Genomic DNA, 25,643 nt, shown 5'->3' on the forward strand with positions numbered 1-25,643 from the left:
TGGAAAAAATTTGTTGCAAAGTAAAAAGATAGGATAACATGAAGAATATTGCAAAGCTCATTTTGATTTCAGCCTTTGGGGGAATGATCAGTTTGGGACTCTATAAAGCCTTCTTTGAGAAGGAGAACACCCGAACTTTTATTGAGAGCCCCGCTCAAGTTCAACATAGTCCGGTAAGTTATGCCGTGCCGGGAACCGCGCCGGAAGATTTTGTGGAGGCGGCCGAGAAGAGTGTTCATAGCGTAGTACACGTAAAAACAGCCGTGCGTGCTCGAGTGCCGGTAGCACAATCTCCTTTAGACTTTTTCTTTGGCGTACCTCAAGGTCAGGGCCAGGGTCAATTGCAATTAGGAACCGGCTCCGGGGTAATCATTAGTGAGGATGGTTATATCGTAACCAATAACCACGTAATTGAGGGCGCTGAAGAAATTTTGGTGAGCCTCAATAGTGGAGAAGAATATCCCGCCAAAGTAATTGGTGCCGACCCCACCACCGATATTGCCTTAATTAAGGTAGAAGATGAGGTGAGTGGATTGCCTTATCTCAATTTTAGCAATAGTGATAATCTCCGCGTAGGAGAATGGGTATTAGCCGTGGGTAACCCTTTCAATCTAACTTCAACCGTTACCGCGGGTATCGTTTCGGCCAAAGCACGTAGCATTGGTATTATTGCAGAGCAAGCAGCCATTGAGTCTTTTATTCAGACTGATGCGGCGGTAAACCCCGGAAATAGTGGTGGTGCTCTGGTAAATACTCGCGGTGAATTAGTAGGAATCAACTCAGCCATTAGTACTCGCACCGGAAGTTTTGAAGGTTACTCCTTTGCCGTACCTAGTAATCTGGCAGAAAAGGTAGTGGCTGACCTAAAAGAATTTGGTACTGTACAGCGTGCTTATTTAGGGGTTAAAATTTCGGATGTGACCCCAAGGCTGGCTACCGACTTAAAGCTTGAAGTGAACTCCGGTGTTTATATTGGCGGTTTAAGTGAAAATGGTGCCGCTGCTGAAGCCGGTTTGGCAGAAGGGGATATCATTGTGGCGGTTGATGATCGTAAGGTGAACAAAGGAGCCGAGTTGCAAGAGATTATTGGCAGCAAGCGCCCTGGAGAAGCGGTGATAGTTTCCGTTTTACGGGATGATGTTTTAAAAGACTATCAGGTAACCTTGCGCAATGTAAATGGCACTACGCAACGTTTTAAGAAGGAAGATCTTCAGTTCCTGACCTTATTAGGAGGAAGCTTCCGCGAGGTGAATGAAGATGAGCGACGCGCTTACCGTATTCCTTATGGTGTTAAGATTTTGGATGTGAAGAGTGGCATCTTAGCCGAGCAGGATATTCCTCGCGGCTTTATCATTACCCAGATTAATCAGAAAGCCATTAAGAAGGTAGAGGACATTAATGTGGTAGGCAAAGAACTTCCACGTGATAAACCAGTAATCATCTTTGGTGTACTTCCGAATGGACGCGAAAAATATTATGCCTTTGGTTTTTAGTAATTGTGATGAAAGCAAATGAAAAGCGGCCCTGGATGGGGCCGCTTTTTTTATGATGTAAAATTGAAGTTCTTACAATCTTGCCAGGCTTTCTTCCAAAGCTTTGATTTTGCTTTGGGCATCATCCTGCTTGGCTTTCTCATTAGCCAGATTAATCAGAAAGCGATTAAGAAGGAAGAGGATAGCAAGTCGCTTGTAAAAGATCTTCCACATGATAAACCAGTAATCATCTGTGGCGTACTTCCAAACGGATGCGAAAAGTATTATGCTTTTGGTTTTTAGAAATTGTATTAAAAGCAAATGAAAAAAGGACCTGCACTGCTTCGCTTTTTTTGATCTAATAAAAGCAATGCAGTAGCTTTGAAAAAACTTTATATGCTTCGTAGATTATTCATCATTTTACTTTTGCTCAGTGCTTTTTCCAACCTTAAAGCGTCGCACATTTTAGGTGGTATCTTGGACTATTATGTTGTTAATCCAAGTCAATACAAGTTTGTAGCAACTATCTATTACGAGCCTGGTTATTCACCATCAAATATTCAATTAGCCGGTCCGCTTGGTAGTGGAAATATGGCATTGGATAGTAGTTATACTGATACCATTTTTTTCGACGGATGCGGGTTTTCAGTGGTGGTCTATAAATACTCTTTAGATGTTAATACGGTTGGTGTACCTGGTAATTCTGGGTGGAATTTCTCCATAAGCGCCTGTTGCACGGATACTTTTTCTAATGTTTCGTACAGTGGTCAGAATATGGATTTTACGATAAGCTGCACCTTGTTTAAAGAATATAATCCAATTAGCCAAAGCTATGTTGCGCCAACAGTTGGTACAATCAACACTAAAACTCCAAGCTTATTTCATTACAGAACCACGGGAGCACCTCAAAAGATACCCATTGCTCCTTTGAGTAAAGAGAATAGTATAGATTCTGTAGTGCATCATTTATCTCAACCTTTTCTAACTCAAAGTCAGAGAATTACATGGGAGAATGGATATAATCAATTTGCCCCTTTTCCCGATCCCTCTGAGGATACACTAAATGGAGTCAATTTCTTGGACAGTCGGGGTTTTTTAAACTTTAACATTCAGGGAAGTAATACAGAGGCCGGTAGGTATTTATATGGTGTTAGGTATAATCATTATAAAGGGGGAAATAGAATTATACGTCAATTTAGTAACGGCGCCTTACTCTTAGGTACTCCAGATTCTAGCAGGAATATGCCAGATGTTCTTACCCTATTTAATGATACGGCTTATCAAGCATCTCAATCTACAGAGTATTATTCTCTATTGCTTGAAGTCCAAGATACATTTAATGTGGAATTGTTTGCAACGCAATCATTGTCGGGAGAATTGATTAGAGCAAGATTATTCGGCAGTCATGGACAAAGGGATAGCGGAGTATTTCAATCGCTAAACCCTCAAGGCGCATTTTTAACAGCGGATTCTAATAGAGTTACTTATACGCAAAGGTTTTACCCTTGGGATTTAGTAGATAATCAAAGTAATGTAAATCTGCGGTTTTCATTTAGTGATACTACCTGTCTTTGGCCCTTGACACGTACGATAGAATTCAATCTGAAAATTCGTAACTATCTTAAAATTACCAATAAAGTCGGTGACGTCCTTGGTGATACGCTTTTTGTTTGCCCATTTGATACAATTGAATTATTGCCCAGCGGTAACTATAATAGCTTGGCTTTGTGGTCCAGCGAAAAAGTTCAATTATTTAGGAATACAAATACGCAGGCCACTTTTGTTGCAGACAGTTCAGGATGGATCTTTTTAAATGAGACCAATGGGAATCGGAAAGACTCTATCTATATAAATCTGATTAGGGAAGACTTTAAATTAATGAATAGTGGACTTTTTTGGCCACGTCCAAATGTTCCAATTAGTTCTAATCAAGAAGCTTGGTTCTATAATGATATTCTGCCAATTTATTCGGATCGAGATAATGACAATGCTATTTGGAAAATGGGAGCCGGATACTATACCTTCATTGATTTTAAGCTACCTCCTAGTTGCCCTGAATTCTATCGAGATACTTTGTTCATATATCAGTCTTGGGAAAGTTTAAATCCGCTACAAACCATCGCTGATACGGTGCATATTGCTGATCACAGGAAAATAGAGTTTAGAGTATTAAGTGATATAATGGTTGACAGTCTTTATATAATTGGGCTTGACACAAATGCTACTCCAAATTTCTCAATCGATCAGCAAGAAATTGAATTTATACTGAGTGACAGAAGTCAAGAAATTCGAAGGGATACCATAAGATCTACAGGTAAAACCAAAATCTGTGCAGCCTTGAATTCCTTCTTAAGCACATCGAAGAAGTATTCCTTAACAATCAAACCTCTTAATAATTCTGCGAAATTTGTTGGTTTTGATTTTGCTCCAAATTTTCCTGGAGATACATCGGGATCATTTTTTATTGAACTTCGAAAGGATATATCAGACGACGGTTTAGAATACCTTACCTCTTCATTTTATGCAATAGGTTTTAAAGTTGGTCCTCGTATCAATATAGATGAGCATAAAATTTCAAAAGGTTTTAATGTTCATCCAAACCCGACGGACAATCAAATTAGCTTGTACAACCATGGTCTAGAAAATGAAGTTAGGTTGTTAGATATTAGTGGTAAACTCCTTTGGATAGGAGTGGCCAAAGAGGGGCCAAATCAATTTGATTTAACTTTTCTTAAATCCGGGATCTACACCTTGCTATTAAATGGGAGTACTCAAAAAATTGTTAAGCTTGATTAAATAAAAAAAGGGCCTGATTTCTCAGGCCCTTTTTTTTAATTCGATCTAATTACAATCTTGCCAAACTTTCTTCCAAAGCTTTGATTTTGCTTTGGGCATCTTCCTGCTTGGCTTTTTCATTGGCTACCACTGCCTCTGGAGCATTATTTACGAAGCGCTCGTTCGAAAGCTTTTTCTCTACGGATTTTAAAAAGCCTTTGAGGTAGTCTAGCTCCTTTTCAATACGCTCTTTCTCGGCACCTAAATCGGCTTGCTCACCGGCAGGTACAAAGAATTCGTATTTACCCGCGAGGAAGCTAAAGCCGGGGCCTGCTTCTTCCGCCTTCATTTCAATTTTTGAAATATTGGCCAACTTAGAAGCAAGCTCACGTAATTCGCTAGAAAGGGCTTCTTCAGCCGGAAGGAAAATTTCCAGACTTTCCTTGGGTGACATACTCTTAGAGGCACGCAAATTCCGAACGCCATTTACTACGGCCAGCATCTGATCGAAATCCGCTAAATAAGCGCTATCCACTTTTTGCATTTTAGGCCATTCGCCTAAGCTTACCGATTCTCCTTCTTTACGAGGACGAAGATTTTGCCATATCTCTTCAGTAATGAAAGGCATAAAGGGATGAAGAACGGTAGTAACCTCTTCAAAGAATTTAATCGTTTGATCGTATACTGCCTTGGAGATTGCTTCGCCGTAAGCAGGTTTGATGGACTCTAAATACCAATTGCAGAAATCATCCCATACCCACTTGTAGGTAGTCATGAGTGCTTCTGAAATTCGATACGAATTAAAGCTGGCTTCGAGTTTTTCCAGGGTATCCAGTTTCTTCTCGGCAAACCAACGCATAGCGGCAATATCCGAAGCGGAGGGGGCTTTATCAGCTACTTCCCAATTGAGAACCAAGCGCTGGGCATTCCAAATCTTATTGGAGAAATTACGCCCTTGCTCACAAAGCTCTTCATCAAAAGGTAAATCGTTACCGGCGGGTGAGGTGAGCAACATACCTACGCGAACACCATCGGTGCTGTATTTTTCCATCAAGCCAATAGGGTCGGGAGAGTTGCCTAGGGATTTAGACATCTTACGCCCTTGCTTATCGCGCACAATACCGGTGAGGTATACATTGCTAAAAGGCTTGGTGTCGCGTAATTCATAGCCGATGATAATCATACGTGCTACCCAGAAAAAGAGAATTTCGGGAGCGGTAATTAAATCGCGGGTAGGGTAGTAATAGTTAATTTCTTCATTCTCCGGATCAAGCACACCATTAAATACCGAAAGCGGCCATAACCAGGATGAGAACCAGGTATCCAATACATCGGGTTCCTGCTGTAGGTCCTCCGTGCTGATGGAAGCATCACCAAACTGTTGACGCGCTTTTTCCAGCGCTTCGACTTCATTTAAGGCCACCACAATTTTCTGGCGATCACCTTTATAGTACCATACCGGAATTTGATGTCCCCACCATAATTGACGAGATATGTTCCAATCGATCACATTCTCCATCCAATGGCGGTAGGTATTCTTGAACTTTTCAGGAATTAACTGAATTTCAGCCTCCTCATCCATTACGGCTTTAATGGCGGGCTGGGCTAATTCCTTCATTTTTAGGAACCATTGGTCTGATAATCGAGGCTCAATTACCGCCCCGGTTCTTTCGCTGGTTCCTACCTTGTTTTTATAATCTTCGGCTTTTACTAAAAAGCCTTTTTCTTCTAATTCTTTGGCGATGGCCTTGCGCACCACAAAGCGATCCTGACCTTCATAATGTAAGCCATGGGCATTAAGCTTGCCTTCTTCATCCAATACATCGATGATTTCGAGGTCATGCTTTTTACCAATGGTATAGTCATTAATGTCGTGGGCCGGAGTAATCTTTAAGCAACCGGTACCGAATTCCATATCCACATAATCATCAGCGATAATGGGGATTTCGCGATTGGCGATGGGTACTAATACTTTTTTACCAATCAAATTTTGGTAGCGTTCATCATTTGGATTTACGCAAATGGCTACGTCACCTAAAATGGTTTCAGGACGAGTAGTAGCAACCTGAATACTGCCTTCTCCATCCACCATAGGATAGGAGAGGTGGTAGAGCTTACCATTCAATTCCTTGTAAATTACCTCCTCGTCAGATAAGGTAGTTTTGGCTTGCGGATCCCAGTTTACCATGCGGTAACCGCGGTAAATCAAGCCCTTTTCATAAAGGTGAATGAATACCTTAAGTACCGATTCCGAGCGAACTTCGTCCATGGTAAAGGCCTCGCGATCCCAATCGAAGGAACAACCTAATTTTTTAAGCTGCTGTTGAATAATGCCACCATGCTTATGAGTCCATTCCCAGGCATGTTTCAAAAACTCCTCGCGACCAATCTCAAATTTGTCGATTCCATCATCCTTAAGCTTTTGCACCACTTTGGCTTCGGTGGCGATAGAAGCATGATCCGTACCGGGAACCCAGCAGGCATTATAGCCCAACATACGTGCCCGACGGATTAAAACATCCTGAAGGGTATTGTTTAACATGTGCCCCATGTGCAAGACGCCAGTCACATTGGGTGGCGGGATGACGATAGTATAGGATTCTCTTTGGTCCGGAACGGATTTGAAAAATTTGTGATCCATCCAGTAAGCATACCACTTGTCCTCAGCGGTAAGGTGCTCAAACTTGGGAGAAATGCTCATGAAGCTGTGTTTTGAAAGCAATTATGATAAGCTGGCAAAGGTAATATTTCACTCAGAGGAGAGAGCTTTGACTTTGGTATAATTTTCGCGTACTAATTGGCCTTGAGTATAGCTGAAATATTCTCTAAATTTGAAGGTCTAATTAAAGAACGTACAATGAGACAACTAATCACTACCCTAGCTGTAGCATTCTTTGGATTCACGGCCATGGCCCAAGAACAGCCTGAGAATCCTAACGCTGCAACCATCGATTTTGAAACCGAGGTTGTAGATTACGGAACCGTTGAAAAAGGTGCTAATGGCGAGCGTGAATTTAAGTTTACCAACAATGGTAAAGAACCCTTAATCATTACCAGTGCTCGTGGATCCTGCGGATGTACCGTACCAAGCTGGCCTAAAGAGCCTATCGCTCCAGGTGAGTCTGCGGTTATTAAGGTGAAGTACGACACTCAGCGTGTAGGTCCTATTAACAAATCAGTAACCGTTAATTCCAATTCCAAAACTCCGGTTAAGGTTTTGCGTATTAAAGGTAAAGTAGTGAAGCCCGAAGAGGTGAAAACTACTCCTGAGAAGGAAAAAAGCACGATGATGGCTAAATAAGCCTAAGCTGCTACACGAAAAATCCCGAGTCAGAATTTAGTGTTCTGATTCGGGATTTTTTTTGTCCTTAGGGTTTATAAAATTTATGTTTTATTTAAATTTTTTATAGTTTTGGGTAAAACATTTAACATGAAAAGAAAAGATTATTTACGATTAAGCGGTTGGGTACTCCAGTTCATGCGCGGTCTTTGTGTTATAGCTTTAGCTTTTATGCTGTATGATGGTATTCGCCATAGCCTTGATCCCGAATACTATTTTGTGCGATGGGAATGGTATGGCCTAAGTGGCGATATGGATTTTGTGGAAGAAGGAGAATATCCTCCCCAAACAGCGGCTTCGTATTATTTCAACTGGATTCAAATCTCTATTCAATTGCTATTGATGTTTTTAGTTTGGACCCAATTAATCAAAGTGCTGAATTCGGTGGTGAGCTTTGAGACCTTTATCAGCGATAATCCCATTCGTTTTCGGAAGATCGGATCCCTAATTTTGGGAATCTTTTTTCTGGATCTCTTTCATTTCTTTGATGGAATGGCCTCGGCCGATACCGAAATACAAGTGGGTGCCAATTTTTCAATTCTCTTCTTTGCCTTGGGAGCCTATGTTTTGGCCATTGTATTTGAAGAAGGGAAACGCCTGGCAGAAGAACAAAAATTGATTGTATGATACGGGTTGAATTAGATGTAATGTTGGCGCGCCGTAAAATGAAATTGAAGGACCTCGCCGCGGAAGTCGGAATTTCGGTAACCAATTTATCGCTCTTAAAAACAGGCAAAGCCAAGGGGGTTCGCTTTGAAACCTTGGCAGCGATTTGCGCTAGCTTAGATTGCCAGCCCGGAGATTTACTGATTTTTGAAAAGGAGGATGATTAGGCCTTTTCGCCTCTAACTTTCGCTTCGAATTCGGAGCGAGAGCCTTTGCCAAACATCCACAGTCCACTGCGCATAAAAACGGCTTTGGCTTCTTCTTCATGCAGGCCTCCATGTACTTCGGGCACCTCACTAAAGAAAGGTGGGAAATGATGGAGTTCGGTATCCTCCATAATATTCCATTTGCTGTGACCACCCATAAAGGGGGAGGTGAGTGCATATACCACTCGGCTCACTTTATATTCACGAGCCATAAAAGCACACATGGGGCAAGGTTCGCAATTGGAATAGAGGGTAGCGCCTTTTAAATTGGAATGCCCCACTTTTTCATGCGCCAAATGCAAGGCAATTACTTCCGCATGATCGGATACACGACGGGCAGCAAAATTGGAAGATTCAGCAATAATCTCATCGTACATCACCACCAGAGAACCAAAAGGAGCATCGCCTTTATCTAAGCTTTGGGACGATAATTCTATACAACGTTTAATGTATCGGCTATCGGAATCTGTCATGGGGGCGAAGATACAGTATTGAAATCGCATCCGGCGAAAGCCGAAAAAAAGCAAAAGCCTAAATTGGCTAAATTCACAGCAAAGAAACACCCATATGCGATATTCGTCTGAAATTACAATTGACTTGCCCCGAGAAACGGTGGTAGCCCTTTTTGATAAGCCCGAAAATTATTCTAAATGGATGAAGGGCTTGCTGAGTATAGAGAATTTAGAAGGTGAAGCTGGTCAGGAAGGATCGCGCAGTCGCCTGAAATTTGAAATGGGCAAGCGTAAAATGGAGATGGTAGAAACCGTAACTGAACGCAATTTACCGGATCGCTACGCCACTACTTATGAGACCTCAGGGGTATATAATGAGGTGCTCAATGTTTTTATAGAGCAAGGTCCTAAAAAGACACTTTATCGCACCGAGCATTATTTCCGCTTTGATAGCTGGGGCATGAAGGTGATGGCCTTTTTAATGCCGGGAGCCTTTAAAAAGCAGAGCATGCAGTATTTAAAGGACTTTAAGGCTTATGCCGAATTGGAGCAAAAATTAAGGGAAGGCGAAAAAGCAGATATCGATAATGACGAATGATAAAGAGTGAACGTTGCCAGTTTCGTTTGCTTTCCACTATTGACTTCCCCGCAGTTTTAGCGATGTATGCGGAACCCGATTCTAATAAGTACATACGTCCGCTACGAGAAAAAACCACCGAGGAATACCAAATCTTTTTGGAGGGGAAGGTGAAGAATAATCAAAGGGAGCAGGGCTATTTTTTTTCGGTTTTTGCAGATGAGGTCTTTATTGGTACCGCGAATTTTAATTATTTCGAAGCGCTGAATTTGGAGCATGTTGGGGTACACTTGGCTCGCTCTGCCTGGGGTAAAGGTTACGGAACCGAAATTTTGAAACGTCTCAAATATTTAGCGCTGGAGCGGGGACGTAAGGAAATTCACGCTTTGGTGGAAGAAGGAAATAAAGCTTCTATTCGGATGTTGGAGAAAAGCGGTTTCGACTTAAAAGACCGCTTGTATTTAAAGGGTGATCAATTACGAATTTATAAGGCCATATTAAATGAAGAAACTGTTTAGCGGACTGGGAAGAAAAATTGTGTACTTGCTTATTCTGGGGCTTTTTATGGGAATCCTAAATTACAGCTTGATCTCTTGGTTGACCAGTAAAGAAAATAGCTTCGAGATTAATGATGTACCCGAAAAGAAGGTGGCCTTAGTTTTAGGAACCTCAGAATTTTTGAAGAATGGCTCCACCAATTTGTACTTTAAGTTTAGGGTAGAGGCGGTGGCTCGGTTGTGGAAGGCCGGGAAAATCAAATATGTTTTGGTGAGTGGTGATAATAGTAAAAAGGACTATGATGAACCCAGCGCTATGAAGGAAGCCCTTATTGAAAGAGGCGTACCAGCCAATCGCATTGTTTTGGACTATGCCGGTTTCCGTACCCTCGACTCGGTAGTGCGCGCTAAAGAAGTTTTTGGTCAGGATGATATTCTTATTGTGAGTCAGCAATTCCATGTGGAAAGAGCCTTAATATTGGCCGACTTTAAAGGCATTGAAGCCTATGGCTATAATGCGGTGGATGTAGAAGTTTATAGTGGCTTTAAAACTAAAGTGCGGGAGTACTTTGCACGTATTAAGCTGTGGCTGGATTTAGTAGTTGGGGTGGATCCCAAGTTCTTAGGGGAACCGGTAAGCATACCTTAATAAGCGCTTATGAAGTTTACATTCTTCCTTTTCTTAATCTTTGTTCAAGGTGTTAGTTTAAAGGCGCAAAATAATCCTTGTGCTTGCTGCGAACCAGCTTTTCGTCAATTCGATTTCTGGATTGGAGAATGGGAAGTAAAAGATACCAGCGGCTAGCTATTAGGCATTAGTTCAATAGTTCTGGCTAAAGGAGACTGCCTTATTCAAGAGCATTGGCAAGGGCAAAGTGGTGTTAGCGGTCATAGTATGAATTATTATTCCAGCACCGATTCTTGCTGGCATCAGCTCTGGGTAGGTGGCGATGGAACGATCCTCGATCTTAGCGGAGGTTTGGAAAAAGGAGCGATGGTTTTACGATCTCCTACATTTAAGGCTAAAACAGGTAAAATGCTTCAACATCAGATTCATTGGATACCCCAGGCGGATAGCACGTTGATACAGCATTGGCAATTAATAGATGAAAAAGGGCAGGCCCTCCAAAGCCTTTTTTACGGAGTTTATCATCCTAAAAATTAGAAACAGGATATGTATATAAAAAGGCATTATGGTTTTTGGATCACTTTCGGTTGGTCTAAAATGCCCTTTATTTTAGGAGCAGTTTACGCTGTGGTGATTCTGGGATTAGCGGAGATTTTTGAGATTAATATGGCCTTTCCCTGGCAGCCGGTATCCGTAATTGGTATTGCGGTAGCATTTTACCTGGGTTTTAAGAATAATAGCTCTTACGATCGCACCTGGGAAGCTCGTAAAATATGGGGTAGCATCGTTAATAACAGTCGCAGTTTTGCTGCTGCCATTACTGCCTTTGTGCAGGGGGATAATGCGAAGGAAATTAAAAAGGAAATGGTCTTTCGGCATTTGGCCTGGCTCACGGCTCTCCGTCATCAATTGCGCTTAAGTCGCGAATGGGAGCATACCGATGAGCGCCTTAATAATCGCTTTAGCCCCACCATTTGTGAGGATTATAATGCCAAGCTTTTCTCGGAGCTTTCAGAATTCTTAAGTGGGGATGAACTGGCCTATCTGCAAACTAAATCCAATGTGGCTACGCAGGTAATGCGCTTGCAGGCTGAGCGACTTCAAGAATTAAAGGATCAAGACTATATCGAGGATTTCCGCCATATGGAGCTCCATCAATTAATGGTTTCCTTTTATGAAGATCAGGGGAAATCAGAGCGAATTAAGAACTTCCCATTTCCACGTCAGTATGCTTCTACTGCTTTATGGCTTACCATGGTTTTTGCGGTTTTTGTCCCTTTCGGGATGATGGATGTATTCCGTGCCCATGATGCTTGGCTTCATTATTTAAGTCCTTTGATTTCCGGTTTAGTAATCTGGATTTTCTTCCTGATGGAAAAGATTGGTGATTATTCAGAAAACCCTTTTGAGGGTACTTATAATGATGTGCCCATTACTTCCATTGCCCGTGGAATTGAAATCGATCTTAAGGAAATGCTGGATTTAGAAAGTATTCCTAAGCATATTCCCTCGGAGAATGGTTTCTTGATGTAATTAATCGTGATGATAGGGTTCGCCCTTTAATATCGTAGCCGCTCGGTATAATTGCTCGGCAAAGAGGGCACGCACAATTTGATGAGAGAAGGTCATGGCCGAGAGGCTCAGCTTATAATTAGCGCGGGCATAAACATCCGGCGAAAAGCCATAAGGACCACCAATAACGAAGATCAAGCGGCGCGGACTCTGATTAAACCACTGCTGAATTTGATTGGCAAATTTCCGGGAGCTGAGCGATTTCCCTTTTTCATCCAATAATACCAGCCAATCGCCAGCTTGCAATTCGGCCAATAGCTTTTGACCTTCCTGCTGCGATACTTCCTGTGTGCTCAATTTGTTGCTGTTGCGTAAATCAGGCAGCACTTTGGATTCAAATGGCCAATAACGTTGCAGCCTTTGATAGTATTCTTGTTCCAATTCGGCGGTGGCCGATTGGGTGGTTTTACCGTGCAGGAGGAGCAGTACTTTCATAATTGGGCCTGCAAATTAGGAAATGTCGTGGATCGGGAGGCTTGGCAAGTGGTGAATGCCAGATATGACTATTGTTTAAAAAGCTGCTCAAATCTTCATTTAGAGAAAATGCCTTATTCCTGAATATTGATTTATTTAGTGCTGACTAGAAAAAAGCATGAATTCCAGCCAACGAAATGTATTGCTTATCGCTTATGATGAGCATTTAATCCTGAGCTTCCTCTATTGTCTGCGCAAGGAACCAGGTTACCGTTATTATCTTTTAACGCATAAAGCCAAGAGTTCAGCGGGTTGGTCTCGCTACTTAAAGGATGTGCATTTCTATAAGGATTATTCCGAATTAGAAAGGGTGATCCCGGAGTGCCTGCGTAAATGGGATATTGATGTTTTGATGCCCATTGGCGAAAAAGAATCGCTGGAGGTGAGTCGCAATCGCGAAACCTTGGAGAAGCTTTGTAAGGTAATGCCGCTTACCGATCCTGAGCATTTTAAGATCGCAACCAATACGAAAGCCCTCAATCAGTTTTTACTGAAACAGGAGCTTCCCTTAATGTCGGCTACCCTGGATTTGGATGCCCCTAATTTTGAAAATCGCTTAGAGACTTTTCCTTTCCCAGCCTTATTGAAGCCTGCCCAAGGCGCCTTTGGTAGTGGTATCGTTACCATGCACACTAAGGCGGATTTGGAAAGTTATCTACTTAAAAATGAAGTAGACAAAGAAGGCTTTTACTTGCAGGAATATGTAGAGGGAAACGATATCAACTTTAATGTGATTTGCAAGGATGGCGATATTCTGCATTATTCCTATCAAGAATCACCTCCCAAGCAATTGGGCAATTACAATAAGAATGATGATTTAATCTTTAAGGATGATCCGGCAGTGGTAGAAACTATGCGCCCCATGCTTAAGGCTCTGAATTATCAAGGCGTGGCCTGTATCGATATACGTCGCAATCCGGCGGGCAAAATTTATCTTCTGGAAATTAATGCACGCTTTTGGGGATCTATGATGGCCTCCATGACCAAAGCTGGGGTGAACTTTCCATTATTGATGCTCAAATTAACGGTAGATGAAATTGCTCCTTCCTACCAAAGAAAGGAGGGGAGTCAACTATCCTTACAAAGCTTTGTGAAGCAATTCCTAGGCTTCAAATGGCCAGAGCTCAAGCAATTAAAATATTGGCCTTACCTCAATGATCCCATGGCCAGAATTATGAAGTTCTGGTATCAGAAATTTAAATAGGGCATTTGTCGTATTGACTTCCGCGGCTTAGCTGGGCATATTTGGACAAAATCCAAATCATGCGATACTTTAAGTACTTATTATTCTCATTCGGCTTGCTGGCAACGACGGCATGCTCGGATGATTCCGATGATAAGAATCAGGAGCCGGGTACCACTTTGCCAGGACCGATTAGCGGAACTTCGGTAAATCTGCAATGTTCCTTTGCGAGCAATGGCGCGCCTCATCAAGAAGGAGAAGAAGCCTTGTTTAGCTTCGGTTCTACCGGCAGTTTGGGGATCGACTTTAATCCTGCTGCCAATGATGGCAATGAGGTTTCCGTGTCTAGCTCCACCTTAGTGGGCAATGAATACATTTGGGAAGATGCCAATGGCGGTTATAAATATGCGCTTTCGCTTACCGCGGATGATAGCCTCAATGAGGTGAATGTTTTTGACTTGCAAGACAATTTCTTGAATCAGTGGACCCCAATCCCTGATGGACCTGCCAATTTGAATTTGATCAGCGCTTTAGCCGGTACCTATACCGTTAATAGTGTGAATGGTGGAACCCACAGTCGAGGCACCTTTAGCATTAGTGCCGATGGTAGCATTGACTTTGATGATGGAATTGCATTTAGTCCTTCAGACTATGCCTTGGTTACCGATCGCCTTTCGGTTTTAGATGCCATTTTCGTAGATATGAATCCCTGGCCAGATGAGCCTTATCCGAGAATAGAACTCTTCGTAGATCCCAGTGATCAAAGTAAATTGATCCAGGTTGTGTACCGCGCTAATTACCCCAATACAGGTTCCATAGAAATCAATTTCTAGAAAACCAAAATCCCGATTCGTCGGGATTTTTTTTGGCTTTAAGCGCATTTCTGCCCTACCTTTTGCGGGTCAATTGAAGCCCCCATTATGCTGAAAGCCCCCCTACCGGCAAATGAAAAGGAGAGATTAGCCAATCTCTATGAGTATTCTCTTTTAGACACCATGGATGAAGAAGAATACGATCAAATCACCAAAATGGCCTCTCTGCTTTGCGATGTTCCCATCAGTTTGATTTCATTAATCGATCGCAATCGACAATGGTTTAAGTCCCGGGTTGGAATAGAATCGAGAGAAACCAGCAGGGATGAAGCTTTTTGTGCACATGCTATTTTGGAGGGAGAGCAAATTCTGGAGGTGCCAGATTCCAGAGAGGATGAGCGTTTTAATGATAATCCATTAGTGCTGGAAGATCCCAATATTGTATTCTATGCCGGGGTTCCCCTGATTAGCGATAATGATATGGCCTTGGGTACCTTATGTGTTATAGACCGGGTGCCCAGAGTTTTAACTGATGCACAGAAGGAAAGTCTAAAGATCTTGGCCGATCAGGTGGTGAAGCTTTTTGAGCTACATAAAGCCAGCTTGCAGAAAGACCGCTACTTGAAAGAATTGGAAGCGCGAAACAAAAGTTTGGAGGAATTTGCTCGAGTGGCGGCCCATGATATCAAATCGCCTTTGGCCAGTATCAAAGCCGCTTCACAAATGATTCTTTCCAAACCTGAAAATTTAGATGAGGAGCAATTGTCTTTGATGGAATTGCTCAATCAAAGCTCCGATCAATTGAGTAGTTTAATCGAAGGAATCCTGCGCCACTCGCGCTCCAATGTGTTGATCTTGGAAGAGAAAAGCTGGTTCTCATTACCCGAATTGGTGGATGGCTGCATGAAAATGATGGCACCTTTAGGACAATGTCCCATCAAGGCAAAATATCCTGAAGGATTAAATCAGATCTATTCCAATCGCACTGCCTGGCAACAGATCATTATCAATTTATTGGCCAATGCCATTAAGTACAATAATAATCCTGAGCCTCGCATTAAGGTGAAGGTGGAAGCCATAGGGCATGAGATTGAATTGAAGGTTTGCGATAATGGTCCGGGCATTCTCCCCGAAGATCAAGAGCGGATATTTAAGCTCTTTGAAACTACTCAAAACAAGGATCTAAGCGGAAGCACCGGTACGGGTATCGGTTTGGCAACGGTGAAGAACATTGTATCGGGTTTGGGAGGTCAGATCGGCCTAGAGTCCAAGGTGGGAGAGGGATCGGCCTTTGTGGTGCAGATTCCGATTGTCTAGTTTCAGCTTAGGATTTAAGCCTCAAAAAGGCATCAAAAACCATTCATCGCACATTTTGGTTCGTTGATCGATTTTTTAGCATCACATCATTAGACTGTTTCATTTTTGCAGTGTACTAAGTGATTGACGACAATGAAACAAAAAATCTTTTCCCTCGGTCTTGTAGCCTTAGCGCTTGCATCTTGTTCCAAAGAGGACTTACAGCAAGCCGTGCTCAACCCTTCAGTTGAAACCAATTTGAAGGAAGTAAAATTCCCATCCGACTTTAATTTCAGCACTGCGCGTGAGGTTGAGGCTCAGGTAATGGTTTTAGGATTAAATGATCAGCCTTTAGGCGGAACCCGCGTAAGCTTTTACAAAGGAAACCCTGAGCAAGGCGGAAAATTAATCGGTGTAGGTGTAACCAACCCTGCTGGGATGTTGGAAATGCCTTTAAGCGTTCCTGCTTATACCAAAGATATTTATGTAGTTAGTCATACTACCGGTTTTGCTAATCAGCAAGTGGTAGCAGCGAGTGATTTCAATATCACTTTCGGTGGTAAGCCTCAAGCTCGCAATTTCGGTTTCGGAAAAACCAGTGGCGTACAGGCCGTTACCCCAATTTCTGGAAACTATTATTATATGGGTGGCTTCACCACTGGTTCAGAAGCTGGATTCCCTTCTTACTTAGAAAACCCTGCTGATGTGATCACTCAGGATTTCTTAGATGATGTGAATGCTTCTTTACCTGAAAGCTCTCCAGTACCCGTTTACAATCCTTCTTACTTAACCGTAGGAAATGAATTAGACGTGGTAATCGACGATCGTAGTGATGTTTGGGTAACCTTTATTTCGGAAGGTGCCGGATACCGCAATGCTTTGGGTTACTATGTATTCGATTCTTCCAATCCTCCTGCCACTCCTGGCGATATCGATTCTATTTTCGTGGTATTACCTAATGCTTCCTTAGATGGATCAGGTGGTAAGTTAAATGCCGGTGATAAAGTGAAATTAGGCACCTTCGATGGTGGTAAAACCATTAGCTGGGTACTTTTCCAAAATGCCTGGACTGGTTCCGGTGTGAATGTGAATGCTCCTAAGTACTATTCACGTATCGACTTCAATACCAATGAAAGCGACCCAAGCAAGCGTCAGCACACAGTACAATTAGCCGATATCGGCCGTCAGCTTTTATTAAATGGTTTCGAAGATCAAACCCGTAGTAATAACGGTTCTGATAATGACTTTAACGACTTAGTATTCTACGTAACTGCTAACCCTTGGGAAAACGTAAATATCGGTGGTATTCCTCCGGTAACTCCAGAAAACGACTGTGATAATGATGGTGTTTCTGACGAAAGTGATGACTTCCCATGCGATGCTAGCCGCGCCGTACGCAATACCTACACTGGTACCTTAGCTTACGAAGACTTATGGCCTTCTCAAGGTGACTACGACTTCAACGATATGGTGGTAGACTACGAAATCGACCACATCTTAAACGGAGCCAACAAATTGGTAGAAATTGAAGCCGATTGGACTGTACGCGCCATTGGTGCCGGATACGAAAACGGATTTGGCTACAGCTTCGATGGCTTGAGCCCTTCAGTAATCACCAGTGTAAACGGACATAATTTAAGCAAGAACATCATCACCAATGCTTCCAATGGAGTAGAAGCGGGTCAGAGCGATGCTACTATTATCGCCTTCGACAATGTGTTCGATGTAATGCCTAATCCTGGTACTAAGTTCATCAACACCGTGCCTGGCGAAGCTTCTGTAAACCCAGTTACCGTGAGCCAGAAAATTACTTTCAGTAGCCCACAAATTCAGTCCCAAGTTGGTTTACCTCCTTACAATGCCTTCATCTTCGTAAATGGAGATCGTGGTCGCGAGGTGCACTTAGCCGACAAAATGCCTACCGATTTAGCTGATGCTAATTACTTTGGACAAGAAGGTGACGCTACCGACTTAAACAGCGAATACACTTACAAAACTGCCAACGGATTACCTTGGGCGATCAATATCAGCGAAAGCTTTGATTACCCAGTAGAGTATACTCCGATTAACCAAGCTTACCTCAATTTTACTAGCTGGGCAATCAGCGGAGGTAGCAGTTATGCCGATTGGTTTACCGACGGTATTGGCAACCGAGATCTTGCGAAGATCTATTAAAACGTCCCTATCTATACCCCTCTATACAGAGAAACAGTCCGGCCTGGAGCAATCCTCGGCCGGGCTTTTTTTGGGGGCTAAGCGGCCGTTAGACTTTTAAGAGGTATTTAGTGGTGTTTTAAAGCTCTATTAATCAGTGACTAGACGGATAATCGATTGAAAAAAGCATTTCGTCTATTCATCGTGAATTCTCGGATGCTCATCGATTTTTAAGGGCCTTCAATGGGCATTCTCAGCACATTTGCTGTGTAAATAAGAACAAAGCCCTTATGAAAACCAAAGTTCTATCTCTAACCCTAATCGCTGCCTTCGCAGTGGCTTGTCAAAAAGATAAAGAAGTACAGGATATTGCTTCTCCACAAGTGATTTCGGATATCAAGGATTTAAAGATTCCTTCCAATTTTGATTTTTCAACTTCTCGCGAAGTTCAAGCTTCTATCACTGTAAGGGGATCTAAGGATCAGCCATTAGGTGGTAAGCGTGTAAGTTTTTATAAGGGTGATCCTGATCAGGGAGCTGCTCTTTTAGGCGTTGGGGTAACCAACCCTGCCGGTATGTTGGATATGCCTTTACAGGTTCCTGCATATACTGAAGAAGTAACCGTTTTGGTGCATGCCAATGGTTTTGCCAATAAGCAAGTGGTTTCTTCATTAACTGACATTAAGATCGACTTCGGCGGTAAGCCAGAAGAAAGAAATTTTGGAACCGGTAAAATGGCGGGTGCGCAAACTCTAAGCCCTGCCGGAGCCAATTATTATTATATGGGTGGCTATTACACCGGTAAATACGGTGGTTTCCCCTTCTATTTAGAAAACCCTGGCGATAATATCAGTCAGCAATTCTTAGACGATGTAAATGCATCTTTACCCGAGAATATGCCTGTGCCTACCAATAATCCTCAGTATTTAACTGTAGGAAATGAATTAGACGTGGTGGTAGAAGACCGTAGTGATGTTTGGGTAACCTTCGTAAGTGAAGGAGCTGCCTATCGTAATAGCCTGGCTTATTATGTGTTTGACACGGATAATCCTCCGGCAACGCCGGCTGATATTGATTCTATTTACATTGTATTCCCGAATGCCTCATTCTTAAACGGCGGTGGCCAATTGCTTTCGGGCGATAAAGTGAAATTAGGCACCTTCGATGGTGGTAAAACCATTAGCTGGGTATTAATCCAGGAAGGTTGGAATGGCTATGGAGTAAACATCAATAAGCCCAAATACTATTCTAATATCGACTTCAATACCAATGAACCTCAGAGCAGCAAGCGTCAGCATACGGTTCAGTTATTAGACATTGGTCGTCAGCTTTTATTGAATGCCTTCGAAGATCAAACTCGTAGCTATAATGGTTCGGATGATGATTTCAACGACCTGGTATTCTATGTAACGGCTAACCCTTGGGAGAACGTAAACACCGGTGGAATTCCTCCTGTAACTCCAGAGGATGATTGTGATAACGATGGTGTTTCTGACGAAAGTGATGATTTCCCATGTGATGCCAGTCGCGCGGTACGCAGCACCTTCACCGGAACTTTGGCTTACGAAGACTTATGGCCTTCACAAGGTGACTACGACTTTAACGATTTGGTGGTGGATTACGAGATCGATCACATCTTAAACGGATCTAACTTATTAGTGGAAGTGGAAGCCGATTGGACTATCCGCGCTGTAGGAGCTGGTTTCGACAATGGTTTTGGTTGGAGCTTCGATGGCTTGAATCCTAATGTGGTGAGCAGTGTAAACGGTCAGAATTTGAATGAAGGTTTGATTTCCAATTCGGCCAATGGCACCGAGGGTGGACAAAGCTCAGCTACTATCATTGCCTTCGACAATGTGTTTAATGTAATGCCTAATCAGGGTACGCAGTTTATCAATACCCTTCCGGGTGAAGCGACTCAAAGTCCGGTTACGGTTAGCAATAAAGTGGTGTTTACTAGTCCACAGCAACAGGCTACCGTAGGCTTACCTCCTTACAATCCATTCATCTTCGTAAATGGCGATCGTACTAAGGAAGTGCATTTAGCCGACAAGATGCCAACGGATCTGGCCAATGTGTCGGACTTCGGAACCGGATCGGACGCTACTGATGTAAACGGAAACTTTACCTATAAAACTGCAAATGGATTGCCTTGGGCTATTCATATCAGCGAAAGCTTTGATTATCCGGCCGAATTCCAGCCGATTAATGAAGCCTACTTAAACTTCGCAATCTGGGCTACCAGCGGCGGGGCCAGCAATACCGATTGGTTTACCGATGCCATAGGCAACCGCGAGGTGACTAAGATATTTCAATAAGTCCCCATCTATACCCCTCTATACGAGAGCTAACCCGACTGCTGATTTTATTGGTAGTCGGGTTTAGTTCATTTTAGGCGCCTGACAATTCGGCCGATTTGGCAAGAGGGCAGGGCCTTTGCGGCCTGAAGGGAAAATATTTCAATTATGTCAAAAGTACAAGCGAACGACACTGTTGTAGTGCATTACCAAGGCCGTCTGGAAAGTGGTGAGGTATTCGATGATTCGAATGGTCGCGATCCGCTGGAGATTAGCCTGGGCCAGGGAATGGTAATTCCTGGTTTTGAGAATGCCCTTATCGACATGGAAGTTAGCGAGAAGAAAACCGTGAACATTCCTGCCGCTGAGGCCTATGGTGAGCATCGTGCGGAATTGGTGCAGGAAGTTCCCAAGAACCAATTACCGGAAGAAATTAAGCCTGAAGTAGGTATGCAATTGGTGTCTCAAACTCCTGATGGGCAGCAGATCCCACTGATTGTAACCGAAGTAGGCGAAGAAGCAATTACTGTAGATGCCAATCCTCCTTTAGCGGGAAAAGATCTGATTTTCGATCTGGAATTGGTAGCGATTAAATAAGCTAGAGGAGACGGGGATTTCGGGCCTAAAAAAGGCTTTGCAATTCCATTTCCTTAATTATATTTGCAGCCCGCAAAATACGCGGGCATCGGGATGTAGCTCAGTTGGTAGAGTACACGTCTGGGGGGCGTGTGGTCGCTGGTTCAAGTCCAGTCATCCCGACACAATTAAAGCATAACCATCTTAAAATTAGATAGTTATGCTTTTTACGTTAGAAATACGTTAAACTTTATAGATCAAGATAGCCATCCAGTACACCTTGTTTAGCCTTTTCCATTAAATCCGTTTTTGTACTTACAGGAACTGAAATATAATGATAATCGTTTGGTAGATGCGCACTATCAAAGGTGATATCGATATTATCTTCTGTTAAAATGATTGAGCCAATTGCAGATAAGGGAAGAAAGACATCCTTTTGTAATTTGTCTTTGGTTAAAATTTCAACGTGAATAAACTTCATAATCAATTATTTTTTGGTTTAAGCCAAAGATACGGGCTAGCCCTTTAAATACTTTCGATTGTTGATAATCTTGGAAAACAACTGTTTGGGGCTTTTCCTAAAAATCAGAAAAAGTGTAAATCCAACTGGTGCGGGAACTTATTAATAAGTTGAAAATAATTGAACCCCCCTTACCCCCTTTAAGAATAGTTGAGTAGATCAGTGTAATTGAGTAGACCACCAATAAAAATAAGGGTGAAATATTGACCATTATCAGACACTACTTTTGAGCTATTACTGGGATACAGACGATTTAATACTATGTTATTAGAAGGTATTAAAAAAACAAAAGAGGGTCATTTAACCCTCTTTAATTTTATAGTGTAAGCAATAGATATAGCGTGTGAAATTGCCTTAACTATATATTGTTTTTTGATAAATATGTTTAAGTAAATAAGCTTTGTAGCCCTATTTCGGTCTGAGGTTTATTAACATCACGCTTATTTTTATTTATCATTCTTTGTATTTGATAAATATTATCAGTTGTCAAATGCCCTAATCTTTGCAACATTTCCAAATACCCCTGTTGTGCCTTTTCTATTGGGTCAAATTCTTCCACCTGTTTAGGGTTTCTTTTTTTGCTTATATTTTTAATTTTAGATATTGGCATAAATGAATAATTAATTTTTAAAAGTTTATCGTTGTTTACAATAATCTTATTCAAGTATATATAAAATAATGATAATTTATAGTCGGAATTATTTAATATGCAATCAATGTTTATATCATAATACCCATTAGACGTAACTGCCATATATTCCATTTTTTCCATATCATTTATTTTATTATATTGATATGAACTAATAGATTTAGAACCGTTTATGTATTCCTTATTTTTTGAAACTAAAAAAGATTGATGATTTGGGATAACTAATTCCATTCTGAAAAAATCCTTCCCTGTGTCAATCCCTTGACAACTTAGATGATCGGTGATATAATGCCTTTTTTGTGAGTTTTTTAGCAGTTTTCGCTTGTTTTCAAGCCTTATTAGCGGCTTTTTAGCTGTTTTTATATCACTCTTAAAATCGTCTGATTTATGTAGTATATACTTACTTTCATTATTTTCAGACCTTTTATATGTATTAGACGTATATTCTATGCCATAATAACTTCCTATATAATTTTTAGTCAATTCTAGGTTGTTGTTATTTATTAATCTGTTATACCTTTTAATTATATTATAATTGGTATCAATCGCTAGTTCCAATTGAGAAATGTAATTATCTTTATTAAAGTTTAGGTCAATAAAGCTGGTTAAAGCAATTACTTGTTTCCTGTTAGTGTATAAAGGTTTATTAAAGAATTTTATTGTGTTTAAATTGGGCTTATAACGAGAATCTAAACAAAGTGTACCCAACTCTATATCATTCTTTATGATAATTTTTTGGATTTTATAATTTTGGTCAATCTGTTGGGTCGGGTCTTTAATTTGGTAACCACCTAGAATAAAAATATTTAAAATATCTTCGTTTAAAATATCAGAGAATGTATTAAACGAATAATATAACTTATCTACACTTATTACAATTTTATCTTGTTTCAAATCACACGCTTATTTTACTTATATATTAAGGTGTGGGTGTTTGTTTAGTGGTTTAAAGTGGTAAATGCGATATTATTTAATTATCAAATATTGATTAAAATAATCAGTATCTATATTTATAGATGTCTGAGGTGTAATACTGACTATTTTTAGACAATACTTTTAAGCTATTACTGAGATACAGACGATTTAATACTATGTTATTAGAAGGTATTAAAAAATAATCGAGGGTCACTAGAGTCCCTTTATAAGTAGTTGATTAGACCAGTGTATTAGAATTGAATAGAAGTCACCAGTCTATCTATGTAGATTAGCGACCAAATAAGGCTGAAAATCTTATCATTTTTAGACACTACTTTTAAGCTATTACTGGGATACAGACGATTTAATACTATGTTATTAGAAGGTATTAGAAAATTTAACTTCGCTTAATAAAGTGGTCTAAGTCATCAGGCATAACGTAAACTTTTCTACCTATTCTAATTGTTTTCAAACCTTGCTCTTCATAGTTGGAAAATGTCCGTTCGCTTATACCTAGCTTACGGATTACTTCAAGCCTCGGAATAGGGTCTGCATTATTAATATTGTTTGCTTCTTTGAAATCTTTCACCTCTTCGGTTGCGGTGTTAACTCTTCTCAGTATTTCTAAATATTCCTTAGTGATAATACTAGACAATCTTATACTACCAAATTTCATAAACTCAATGTAGCCCTGTCGGGCATTTTCGGTCTTTATATGGTAGCTTATTAGTTCTAAGGTATCAATTATATCCTGCTCGCTTATTTCTTCACTCGCTATTCCCTTTAGAATATTACCAAGGTGAATAAGGCTGTCTTTTGCTGTGCTCATTTCTTGTATTTTTATAGCTGATCGGTATCAAAGGCATCGCGGCTAAAATCAAGGTACTTCATTAAGGTATCTATTTTTTTATGCCCTGTCATTTTCATTACTTTGGCAAAGGGCAAATTAAACTCATTTAATAACCTACTCACGAATGTACGCCTTCCCGTATGGCTAGAAATTCTCTTGTATCTTGGCTTTTCGGTAAACATTTCGGTTTCTCTGAAAAACTCAGTTTTTGCCAAGGCGGCTTTTATGTTTTTATTCAGCAACTCATTTCTTTGCCTATCAAGGTCATAATCATATTTTTTGAAAATATGGTGGGCAGTAGTGGCAAGAGGTAAATTAATATCAACACCGCTTTTTCCTCTACCCCTTACTAGGTGTATTTTATCCCCAACTTTATGTAATTGCTCTTTTCCTATTCGTTTAAGATCACCGTAGGGTGTGCCAGTTAAGCACTGAAATAAGAAGATTTCTAAAGCCTCTTTTTGCTTGCTGGTTAAAGTCGGTAAATCAATTGCTTTTTTTAGTTCATCTACCCCATTTCGGTCAAGAGCGTAACGATCAGTTTTTTTTTCGGTCGCGGCTGCTCGCTTAAAGTTTATAGTTTTATTTACAGTAATTACGAACTCTTTATAGCCTATCACTTCACCTTCTTCCTCTAACCACTTGTAGAAGGCTTTTAAGCTATCAAAACGCTTCTTTACGGTCTTAGTAGCTAACTTACCCCTCGTACGCGCGGTAAATGGTCTGGGTAGCCTTAAAAAGTCATAGAAAGAAAGAATAAAGGTCTTATCTAAGTGAGATATTTTAAACTGCCTATTTTGTTCATCTTCAAAATCCTTTAGAGCGTTTGAAAGACTCACAAAGTCTTTGTAAGTGGTGATTGAGTATGTACCACTTTTATAAATTTCTTCTTTCACTTTAAGGAATTGATCGAAGTAACCTATTAATGTGTTATTTCCGCCTCTACTTTTTTGTAGTTGTTCTGTGACATATGCAGGATAGGGCTTTTCGCCTTTCTGTATAATGTGACTTTGGATTATATCCTCAATCATTTTTTGATGCTTGTGGATTGCGGGAATATATTCCTGTAATTCTACTGGGAAGTTATTCTTATCAAATAGCTTGTTGTATCGACTTGCCTTTTTAGGGTCAATTTTGATGCCAGTAGGGTGTCGAAATTGAATTTTCCGAAATGAGTAGCGAATAACTATTTGTGTGCGGTCGGCTCGAATTTTTGTGTGGTTCATCCCCTGAATTTTTGATGGTTCAAAGTTAATTGTCCCGACCGCCAAAAAACAGCGAAAAACGTTAAACTTTTATTGCACGTTAAGCCAAACGTTAAACTTTTTACTGAAAATTGAGTGACTTTTGATTCTTGTAATAACCTGCAATAAGTAGCATAAGAAACTGTAAGCTAGTATATTGCACTAGTAATAAACAGCAGGTAAAGGAAATTAGAATTCTAATTTAATTGGTAACGAATGGACAGTCATCCCGACGAAATTTTAGGACTCTCTTCTTTTTTGAAGGGAGTCCTTTTTTTTGAGCCACTAGTTAGGTGGGGGGATTGCCTAATTGTTTTTGATTGCCTTTTCCAGATACGCTCAAGTTTAGTTCTGTTTCTATGCTTTTCCTTGGAATTGGAACGAGCAAGTTTGGCCAATCAGCCGTTCTATGGAGTATTTGGTATACGTTAAACAACAGTTTCACATTGGTGCACTAATGATATGAAACCTACTATGGAAACCCTGTT

Annotated in this window: 25 protein-coding genes and 1 tRNA gene; 19 read left to right on the forward strand and 7 right to left on the reverse strand. The window is 41.0% G+C overall.

The window, feature by feature from the left end:
* The first annotated feature begins 38 nt into the window (after positions 1 to 38).
* From H4K34_RS14710 to H4K34_RS14720, 3 genes are all read left to right on the forward strand, one after another.
* Entirely contained in the window at positions 39 to 1,493 is a 1,455-nt protein-coding gene (locus H4K34_RS14710) for a trypsin-like peptidase domain-containing protein (RefSeq protein WP_210758149.1), read from the forward strand.
* Positions 1,494 to 1,511: 18 nt separating this feature from the next.
* Positions 1,512 to 1,775 carry a hypothetical protein gene (locus tag H4K34_RS14715; protein ID WP_210758150.1) on the forward strand — a complete coding sequence of 88 codons (264 nt, stop codon included), beginning with the start codon at positions 1,512 to 1,514 and terminating at the stop codon, positions 1,773 to 1,775.
* Positions 1,776 to 1,853: 78 nt separating this feature from the next.
* Entirely contained in the window at positions 1,854 to 4,268 is a 2,415-nt protein-coding gene (locus H4K34_RS14720; RefSeq protein ID WP_210758151.1) for a T9SS type A sorting domain-containing protein, read from the forward strand.
* A 49-nt stretch (positions 4,269 to 4,317) separates the two neighbouring features.
* On the opposite strand, the gene H4K34_RS14725 is transcribed toward H4K34_RS14720, so the two are convergent.
* On the reverse strand, positions 4,318 to 6,948 hold the full coding sequence (locus H4K34_RS14725; RefSeq protein WP_210758152.1) for a valine--tRNA ligase: 2,631 nt from the start codon (positions 6,946 to 6,948) through the stop codon (positions 4,318 to 4,320).
* A gap of 156 nt (positions 6,949 to 7,104) precedes the next feature.
* On the opposite strand from H4K34_RS14725, the gene H4K34_RS14730 reads away from it, so the two are divergent.
* The 3 genes from H4K34_RS14730 to H4K34_RS14740 all read left to right on the forward strand — a co-directional run bounded on the left by H4K34_RS14730 (position 7,105) and on the right by H4K34_RS14740 (position 8,420).
* Positions 7,105 to 7,548, forward strand: coding sequence for a DUF1573 domain-containing protein (locus tag H4K34_RS14730; protein ID WP_210758153.1), 444 nt, complete (start codon positions 7,105 to 7,107; stop codon positions 7,546 to 7,548).
* A 129-nt stretch (positions 7,549 to 7,677) separates the two neighbouring features.
* A complete protein-coding gene (locus H4K34_RS14735) occupies positions 7,678 to 8,214 on the forward strand; it encodes a DUF2975 domain-containing protein (protein WP_210758154.1) in 537 nt (178 codons plus the stop codon).
* Positions 8,211 to 8,420: a helix-turn-helix domain-containing protein gene (locus H4K34_RS14740; RefSeq protein WP_210758155.1), complete on the forward strand. Its 210-nt coding sequence runs from the start codon at positions 8,211 to 8,213 to the stop codon at positions 8,418 to 8,420. The genes H4K34_RS14735 and H4K34_RS14740 overlap by 4 nt, the downstream gene beginning before the upstream one ends.
* Here H4K34_RS14740 and H4K34_RS14745 read toward each other — a convergent pair.
* Positions 8,417 to 8,932 (reverse strand): nucleoside deaminase, encoded by a 516-nt coding sequence (locus H4K34_RS14745; protein WP_210758156.1) that lies wholly within the window; start codon positions 8,930 to 8,932, stop codon positions 8,417 to 8,419. The genes H4K34_RS14740 and H4K34_RS14745 overlap by 4 nt on opposite strands.
* A 94-nt stretch (positions 8,933 to 9,026) precedes the next feature.
* On the opposite strand from H4K34_RS14745, the gene H4K34_RS14750 reads away from it, so the two are divergent.
* The 6 genes from H4K34_RS14750 to H4K34_RS14775 all read left to right on the forward strand — a co-directional run bounded on the left by H4K34_RS14750 (position 9,027) and on the right by H4K34_RS14775 (position 12,146).
* Positions 9,027 to 9,509 (forward strand): SRPBCC family protein, encoded by a 483-nt coding sequence (locus tag H4K34_RS14750; protein ID WP_210758157.1) that lies wholly within the window; start codon positions 9,027 to 9,029, stop codon positions 9,507 to 9,509.
* Positions 9,506 to 10,006, forward strand: coding sequence for a GNAT family N-acetyltransferase (locus H4K34_RS14755; RefSeq protein WP_210758158.1), 501 nt, complete (start codon positions 9,506 to 9,508; stop codon positions 10,004 to 10,006). Before H4K34_RS14750 ends, H4K34_RS14755 begins: the two co-directional genes overlap by 4 nt.
* Positions 9,990 to 10,634 (forward strand): SanA/YdcF family protein, encoded by a 645-nt coding sequence (locus tag H4K34_RS14760; protein WP_210758159.1) that lies wholly within the window; start codon positions 9,990 to 9,992, stop codon positions 10,632 to 10,634. Before H4K34_RS14755 ends, H4K34_RS14760 begins: the two co-directional genes overlap by 17 nt.
* A gap of 9 nt (positions 10,635 to 10,643) precedes the next feature.
* Complete coding sequence (locus H4K34_RS14765; RefSeq protein WP_210758160.1) at positions 10,644 to 10,790, forward strand: hypothetical protein; 147 nt, start codon at positions 10,644 to 10,646, stop codon at positions 10,788 to 10,790.
* Between the two features lie 90 nt (positions 10,791 to 10,880).
* Positions 10,881 to 11,150 carry a hypothetical protein gene (locus H4K34_RS14770; protein WP_210758161.1) on the forward strand — a complete coding sequence of 90 codons (270 nt, stop codon included), beginning with the start codon at positions 10,881 to 10,883 and terminating at the stop codon, positions 11,148 to 11,150.
* 9 nt (positions 11,151 to 11,159) lie between these two features.
* Entirely contained in the window at positions 11,160 to 12,146 is a 987-nt protein-coding gene (locus H4K34_RS14775; protein WP_210758162.1) for a bestrophin family protein, read from the forward strand.
* Here the strand turns inward: H4K34_RS14775 and H4K34_RS14780 are convergent, their stop codons facing one another.
* A complete protein-coding gene (locus tag H4K34_RS14780; RefSeq protein WP_210758163.1) occupies positions 12,147 to 12,620 on the reverse strand; it encodes a 23S rRNA (pseudouridine(1915)-N(3))-methyltransferase RlmH in 474 nt (157 codons plus the stop codon).
* 157 nt (positions 12,621 to 12,777) lie between these two features.
* On the opposite strand from H4K34_RS14780, the gene H4K34_RS14785 reads away from it, so the two are divergent.
* The 7 genes from H4K34_RS14785 (at position 12,778) to H4K34_RS14815 (ending at position 21,160) form a co-directional block, all read left to right on the forward strand.
* Positions 12,778 to 13,863, forward strand: coding sequence for an ATP-grasp domain-containing protein (locus H4K34_RS14785; protein ID WP_210758164.1), 1,086 nt, complete (start codon positions 12,778 to 12,780; stop codon positions 13,861 to 13,863).
* 59 nt (positions 13,864 to 13,922) lie between these two features.
* The gene (locus tag H4K34_RS14790) at positions 13,923 to 14,675 is read left to right on the forward strand and encodes a hypothetical protein (protein WP_210758165.1); all 753 of its coding nucleotides are present in this window, start codon (positions 13,923 to 13,925) and stop codon (positions 14,673 to 14,675) included.
* 87 nt (positions 14,676 to 14,762) lie between these two features.
* Positions 14,763 to 15,971, forward strand: coding sequence for a sensor histidine kinase (locus H4K34_RS14795; RefSeq protein WP_210758166.1), 1,209 nt, complete (start codon positions 14,763 to 14,765; stop codon positions 15,969 to 15,971).
* A 132-nt stretch (positions 15,972 to 16,103) separates the two neighbouring features.
* Complete coding sequence (locus H4K34_RS14800; protein ID WP_210758167.1) at positions 16,104 to 18,125, forward strand: LruC domain-containing protein; 2,022 nt, start codon at positions 16,104 to 16,106, stop codon at positions 18,123 to 18,125.
* A gap of 269 nt (positions 18,126 to 18,394) precedes the next feature.
* Entirely contained in the window at positions 18,395 to 20,422 is a 2,028-nt protein-coding gene (locus H4K34_RS14805; RefSeq protein WP_210758168.1) for an LruC domain-containing protein, read from the forward strand.
* Between the two features lie 147 nt (positions 20,423 to 20,569).
* The gene (locus H4K34_RS14810; protein ID WP_210758169.1) at positions 20,570 to 20,998 is read left to right on the forward strand and encodes an FKBP-type peptidyl-prolyl cis-trans isomerase; all 429 of its coding nucleotides are present in this window, start codon (positions 20,570 to 20,572) and stop codon (positions 20,996 to 20,998) included.
* An 89-nt stretch (positions 20,999 to 21,087) separates the two neighbouring features.
* Positions 21,088 to 21,160 (forward strand) — tRNA-Pro (locus tag H4K34_RS14815).
* Positions 21,161 to 21,227: 67 nt separating this feature from the next.
* Here the strand turns inward: H4K34_RS14815 and H4K34_RS14820 are convergent.
* From H4K34_RS14820 to H4K34_RS14835, 4 genes are all read right to left on the reverse strand, one after another.
* On the reverse strand, positions 21,228 to 21,458 hold the full coding sequence (locus H4K34_RS14820) for a hypothetical protein (RefSeq protein WP_210758170.1): 231 nt from the start codon (positions 21,456 to 21,458) through the stop codon (positions 21,228 to 21,230).
* Positions 21,459 to 21,882: 424 nt separating this feature from the next.
* Entirely contained in the window at positions 21,883 to 23,040 is a 1,158-nt protein-coding gene (locus H4K34_RS14825; RefSeq protein WP_210758171.1) for a hypothetical protein, read from the reverse strand.
* A gap of 418 nt (positions 23,041 to 23,458) precedes the next feature.
* Positions 23,459 to 23,890 (reverse strand): MerR family transcriptional regulator, encoded by a 432-nt coding sequence (locus H4K34_RS14830; protein WP_210758172.1) that lies wholly within the window; start codon positions 23,888 to 23,890, stop codon positions 23,459 to 23,461.
* 11 nt (positions 23,891 to 23,901) lie between these two features.
* Positions 23,902 to 25,137, reverse strand: a complete 1,236-nt coding sequence (locus H4K34_RS14835) for a tyrosine-type recombinase/integrase (RefSeq protein ID WP_210758173.1) — start codon at positions 25,135 to 25,137, stop codon at positions 23,902 to 23,904.
* Between the last annotated feature and the right edge of the window lie 506 nt (positions 25,138 to 25,643).

Source organism: Croceimicrobium hydrocarbonivorans (genome assembly GCF_014524565.1).
GTDB classification, from domain to species: domain Bacteria; phylum Bacteroidota; class Bacteroidia; order Flavobacteriales; family Schleiferiaceae; genus Croceimicrobium; species Croceimicrobium hydrocarbonivorans.

What these genes read in the sequence shown, in the direction of transcription:
- H4K34_RS14710 (WP_210758149.1), top strand. Translation starts at nt 39, where the DNA reads ATGAAGAATATTGCAAAGCTCATTTTGATTTCAGCCTTTGGGGGAATG.
- H4K34_RS14715 (WP_210758150.1), top strand. Translation starts at nt 1,512, where the DNA reads ATGAAAAGCGGCCCTGGATGGGGCCGCTTTTTTTATGATGTAAAATTG.
- H4K34_RS14725 (WP_210758152.1), bottom strand. Translation starts at nt 6,948, where the DNA reads ATGAGCATTTCTCCCAAGTTTGAGCACCTTACCGCTGAGGACAAGTGG.
- H4K34_RS14730 (WP_210758153.1), top strand. Translation starts at nt 7,105, where the DNA reads ATGAGACAACTAATCACTACCCTAGCTGTAGCATTCTTTGGATTCACG.
- H4K34_RS14735 (WP_210758154.1), top strand. Translation starts at nt 7,678, where the DNA reads ATGAAAAGAAAAGATTATTTACGATTAAGCGGTTGGGTACTCCAGTTC.
- H4K34_RS14740 (WP_210758155.1), top strand. Translation starts at nt 8,211, where the DNA reads ATGATACGGGTTGAATTAGATGTAATGTTGGCGCGCCGTAAAATGAAA.
- H4K34_RS14745 (WP_210758156.1), bottom strand. Translation starts at nt 8,932, where the DNA reads ATGACAGATTCCGATAGCCGATACATTAAACGTTGTATAGAATTATCG.
- H4K34_RS14750 (WP_210758157.1), top strand. Translation starts at nt 9,027, where the DNA reads ATGCGATATTCGTCTGAAATTACAATTGACTTGCCCCGAGAAACGGTG.
- H4K34_RS14755 (WP_210758158.1), top strand. Translation starts at nt 9,506, where the DNA reads ATGATAAAGAGTGAACGTTGCCAGTTTCGTTTGCTTTCCACTATTGAC.
- H4K34_RS14760 (WP_210758159.1), top strand. Translation starts at nt 9,990, where the DNA reads ATGAAGAAACTGTTTAGCGGACTGGGAAGAAAAATTGTGTACTTGCTT.
- H4K34_RS14765 (WP_210758160.1), top strand. Translation starts at nt 10,644, where the DNA reads ATGAAGTTTACATTCTTCCTTTTCTTAATCTTTGTTCAAGGTGTTAGT.
- H4K34_RS14770 (WP_210758161.1), top strand. Translation starts at nt 10,881, where the DNA reads ATGAATTATTATTCCAGCACCGATTCTTGCTGGCATCAGCTCTGGGTA.
- H4K34_RS14775 (WP_210758162.1), top strand. Translation starts at nt 11,160, where the DNA reads ATGTATATAAAAAGGCATTATGGTTTTTGGATCACTTTCGGTTGGTCT.
- H4K34_RS14780 (WP_210758163.1), bottom strand. Translation starts at nt 12,620, where the DNA reads ATGAAAGTACTGCTCCTCCTGCACGGTAAAACCACCCAATCGGCCACC.
- H4K34_RS14785 (WP_210758164.1), top strand. Translation starts at nt 12,778, where the DNA reads ATGAATTCCAGCCAACGAAATGTATTGCTTATCGCTTATGATGAGCAT.
- H4K34_RS14790 (WP_210758165.1), top strand. Translation starts at nt 13,923, where the DNA reads ATGCGATACTTTAAGTACTTATTATTCTCATTCGGCTTGCTGGCAACG.
- H4K34_RS14795 (WP_210758166.1), top strand. Translation starts at nt 14,763, where the DNA reads ATGCTGAAAGCCCCCCTACCGGCAAATGAAAAGGAGAGATTAGCCAAT.
- H4K34_RS14800 (WP_210758167.1), top strand. Translation starts at nt 16,104, where the DNA reads ATGAAACAAAAAATCTTTTCCCTCGGTCTTGTAGCCTTAGCGCTTGCA.
- H4K34_RS14805 (WP_210758168.1), top strand. Translation starts at nt 18,395, where the DNA reads ATGAAAACCAAAGTTCTATCTCTAACCCTAATCGCTGCCTTCGCAGTG.
- H4K34_RS14810 (WP_210758169.1), top strand. Translation starts at nt 20,570, where the DNA reads ATGTCAAAAGTACAAGCGAACGACACTGTTGTAGTGCATTACCAAGGC.
- H4K34_RS14820 (WP_210758170.1), bottom strand. Translation starts at nt 21,458, where the DNA reads ATGAAGTTTATTCACGTTGAAATTTTAACCAAAGACAAATTACAAAAG.
- H4K34_RS14830 (WP_210758172.1), bottom strand. Translation starts at nt 23,890, where the DNA reads ATGAGCACAGCAAAAGACAGCCTTATTCACCTTGGTAATATTCTAAAG.
- H4K34_RS14835 (WP_210758173.1), bottom strand. Translation starts at nt 25,137, where the DNA reads ATGAACCACACAAAAATTCGAGCCGACCGCACACAAATAGTTATTCGC.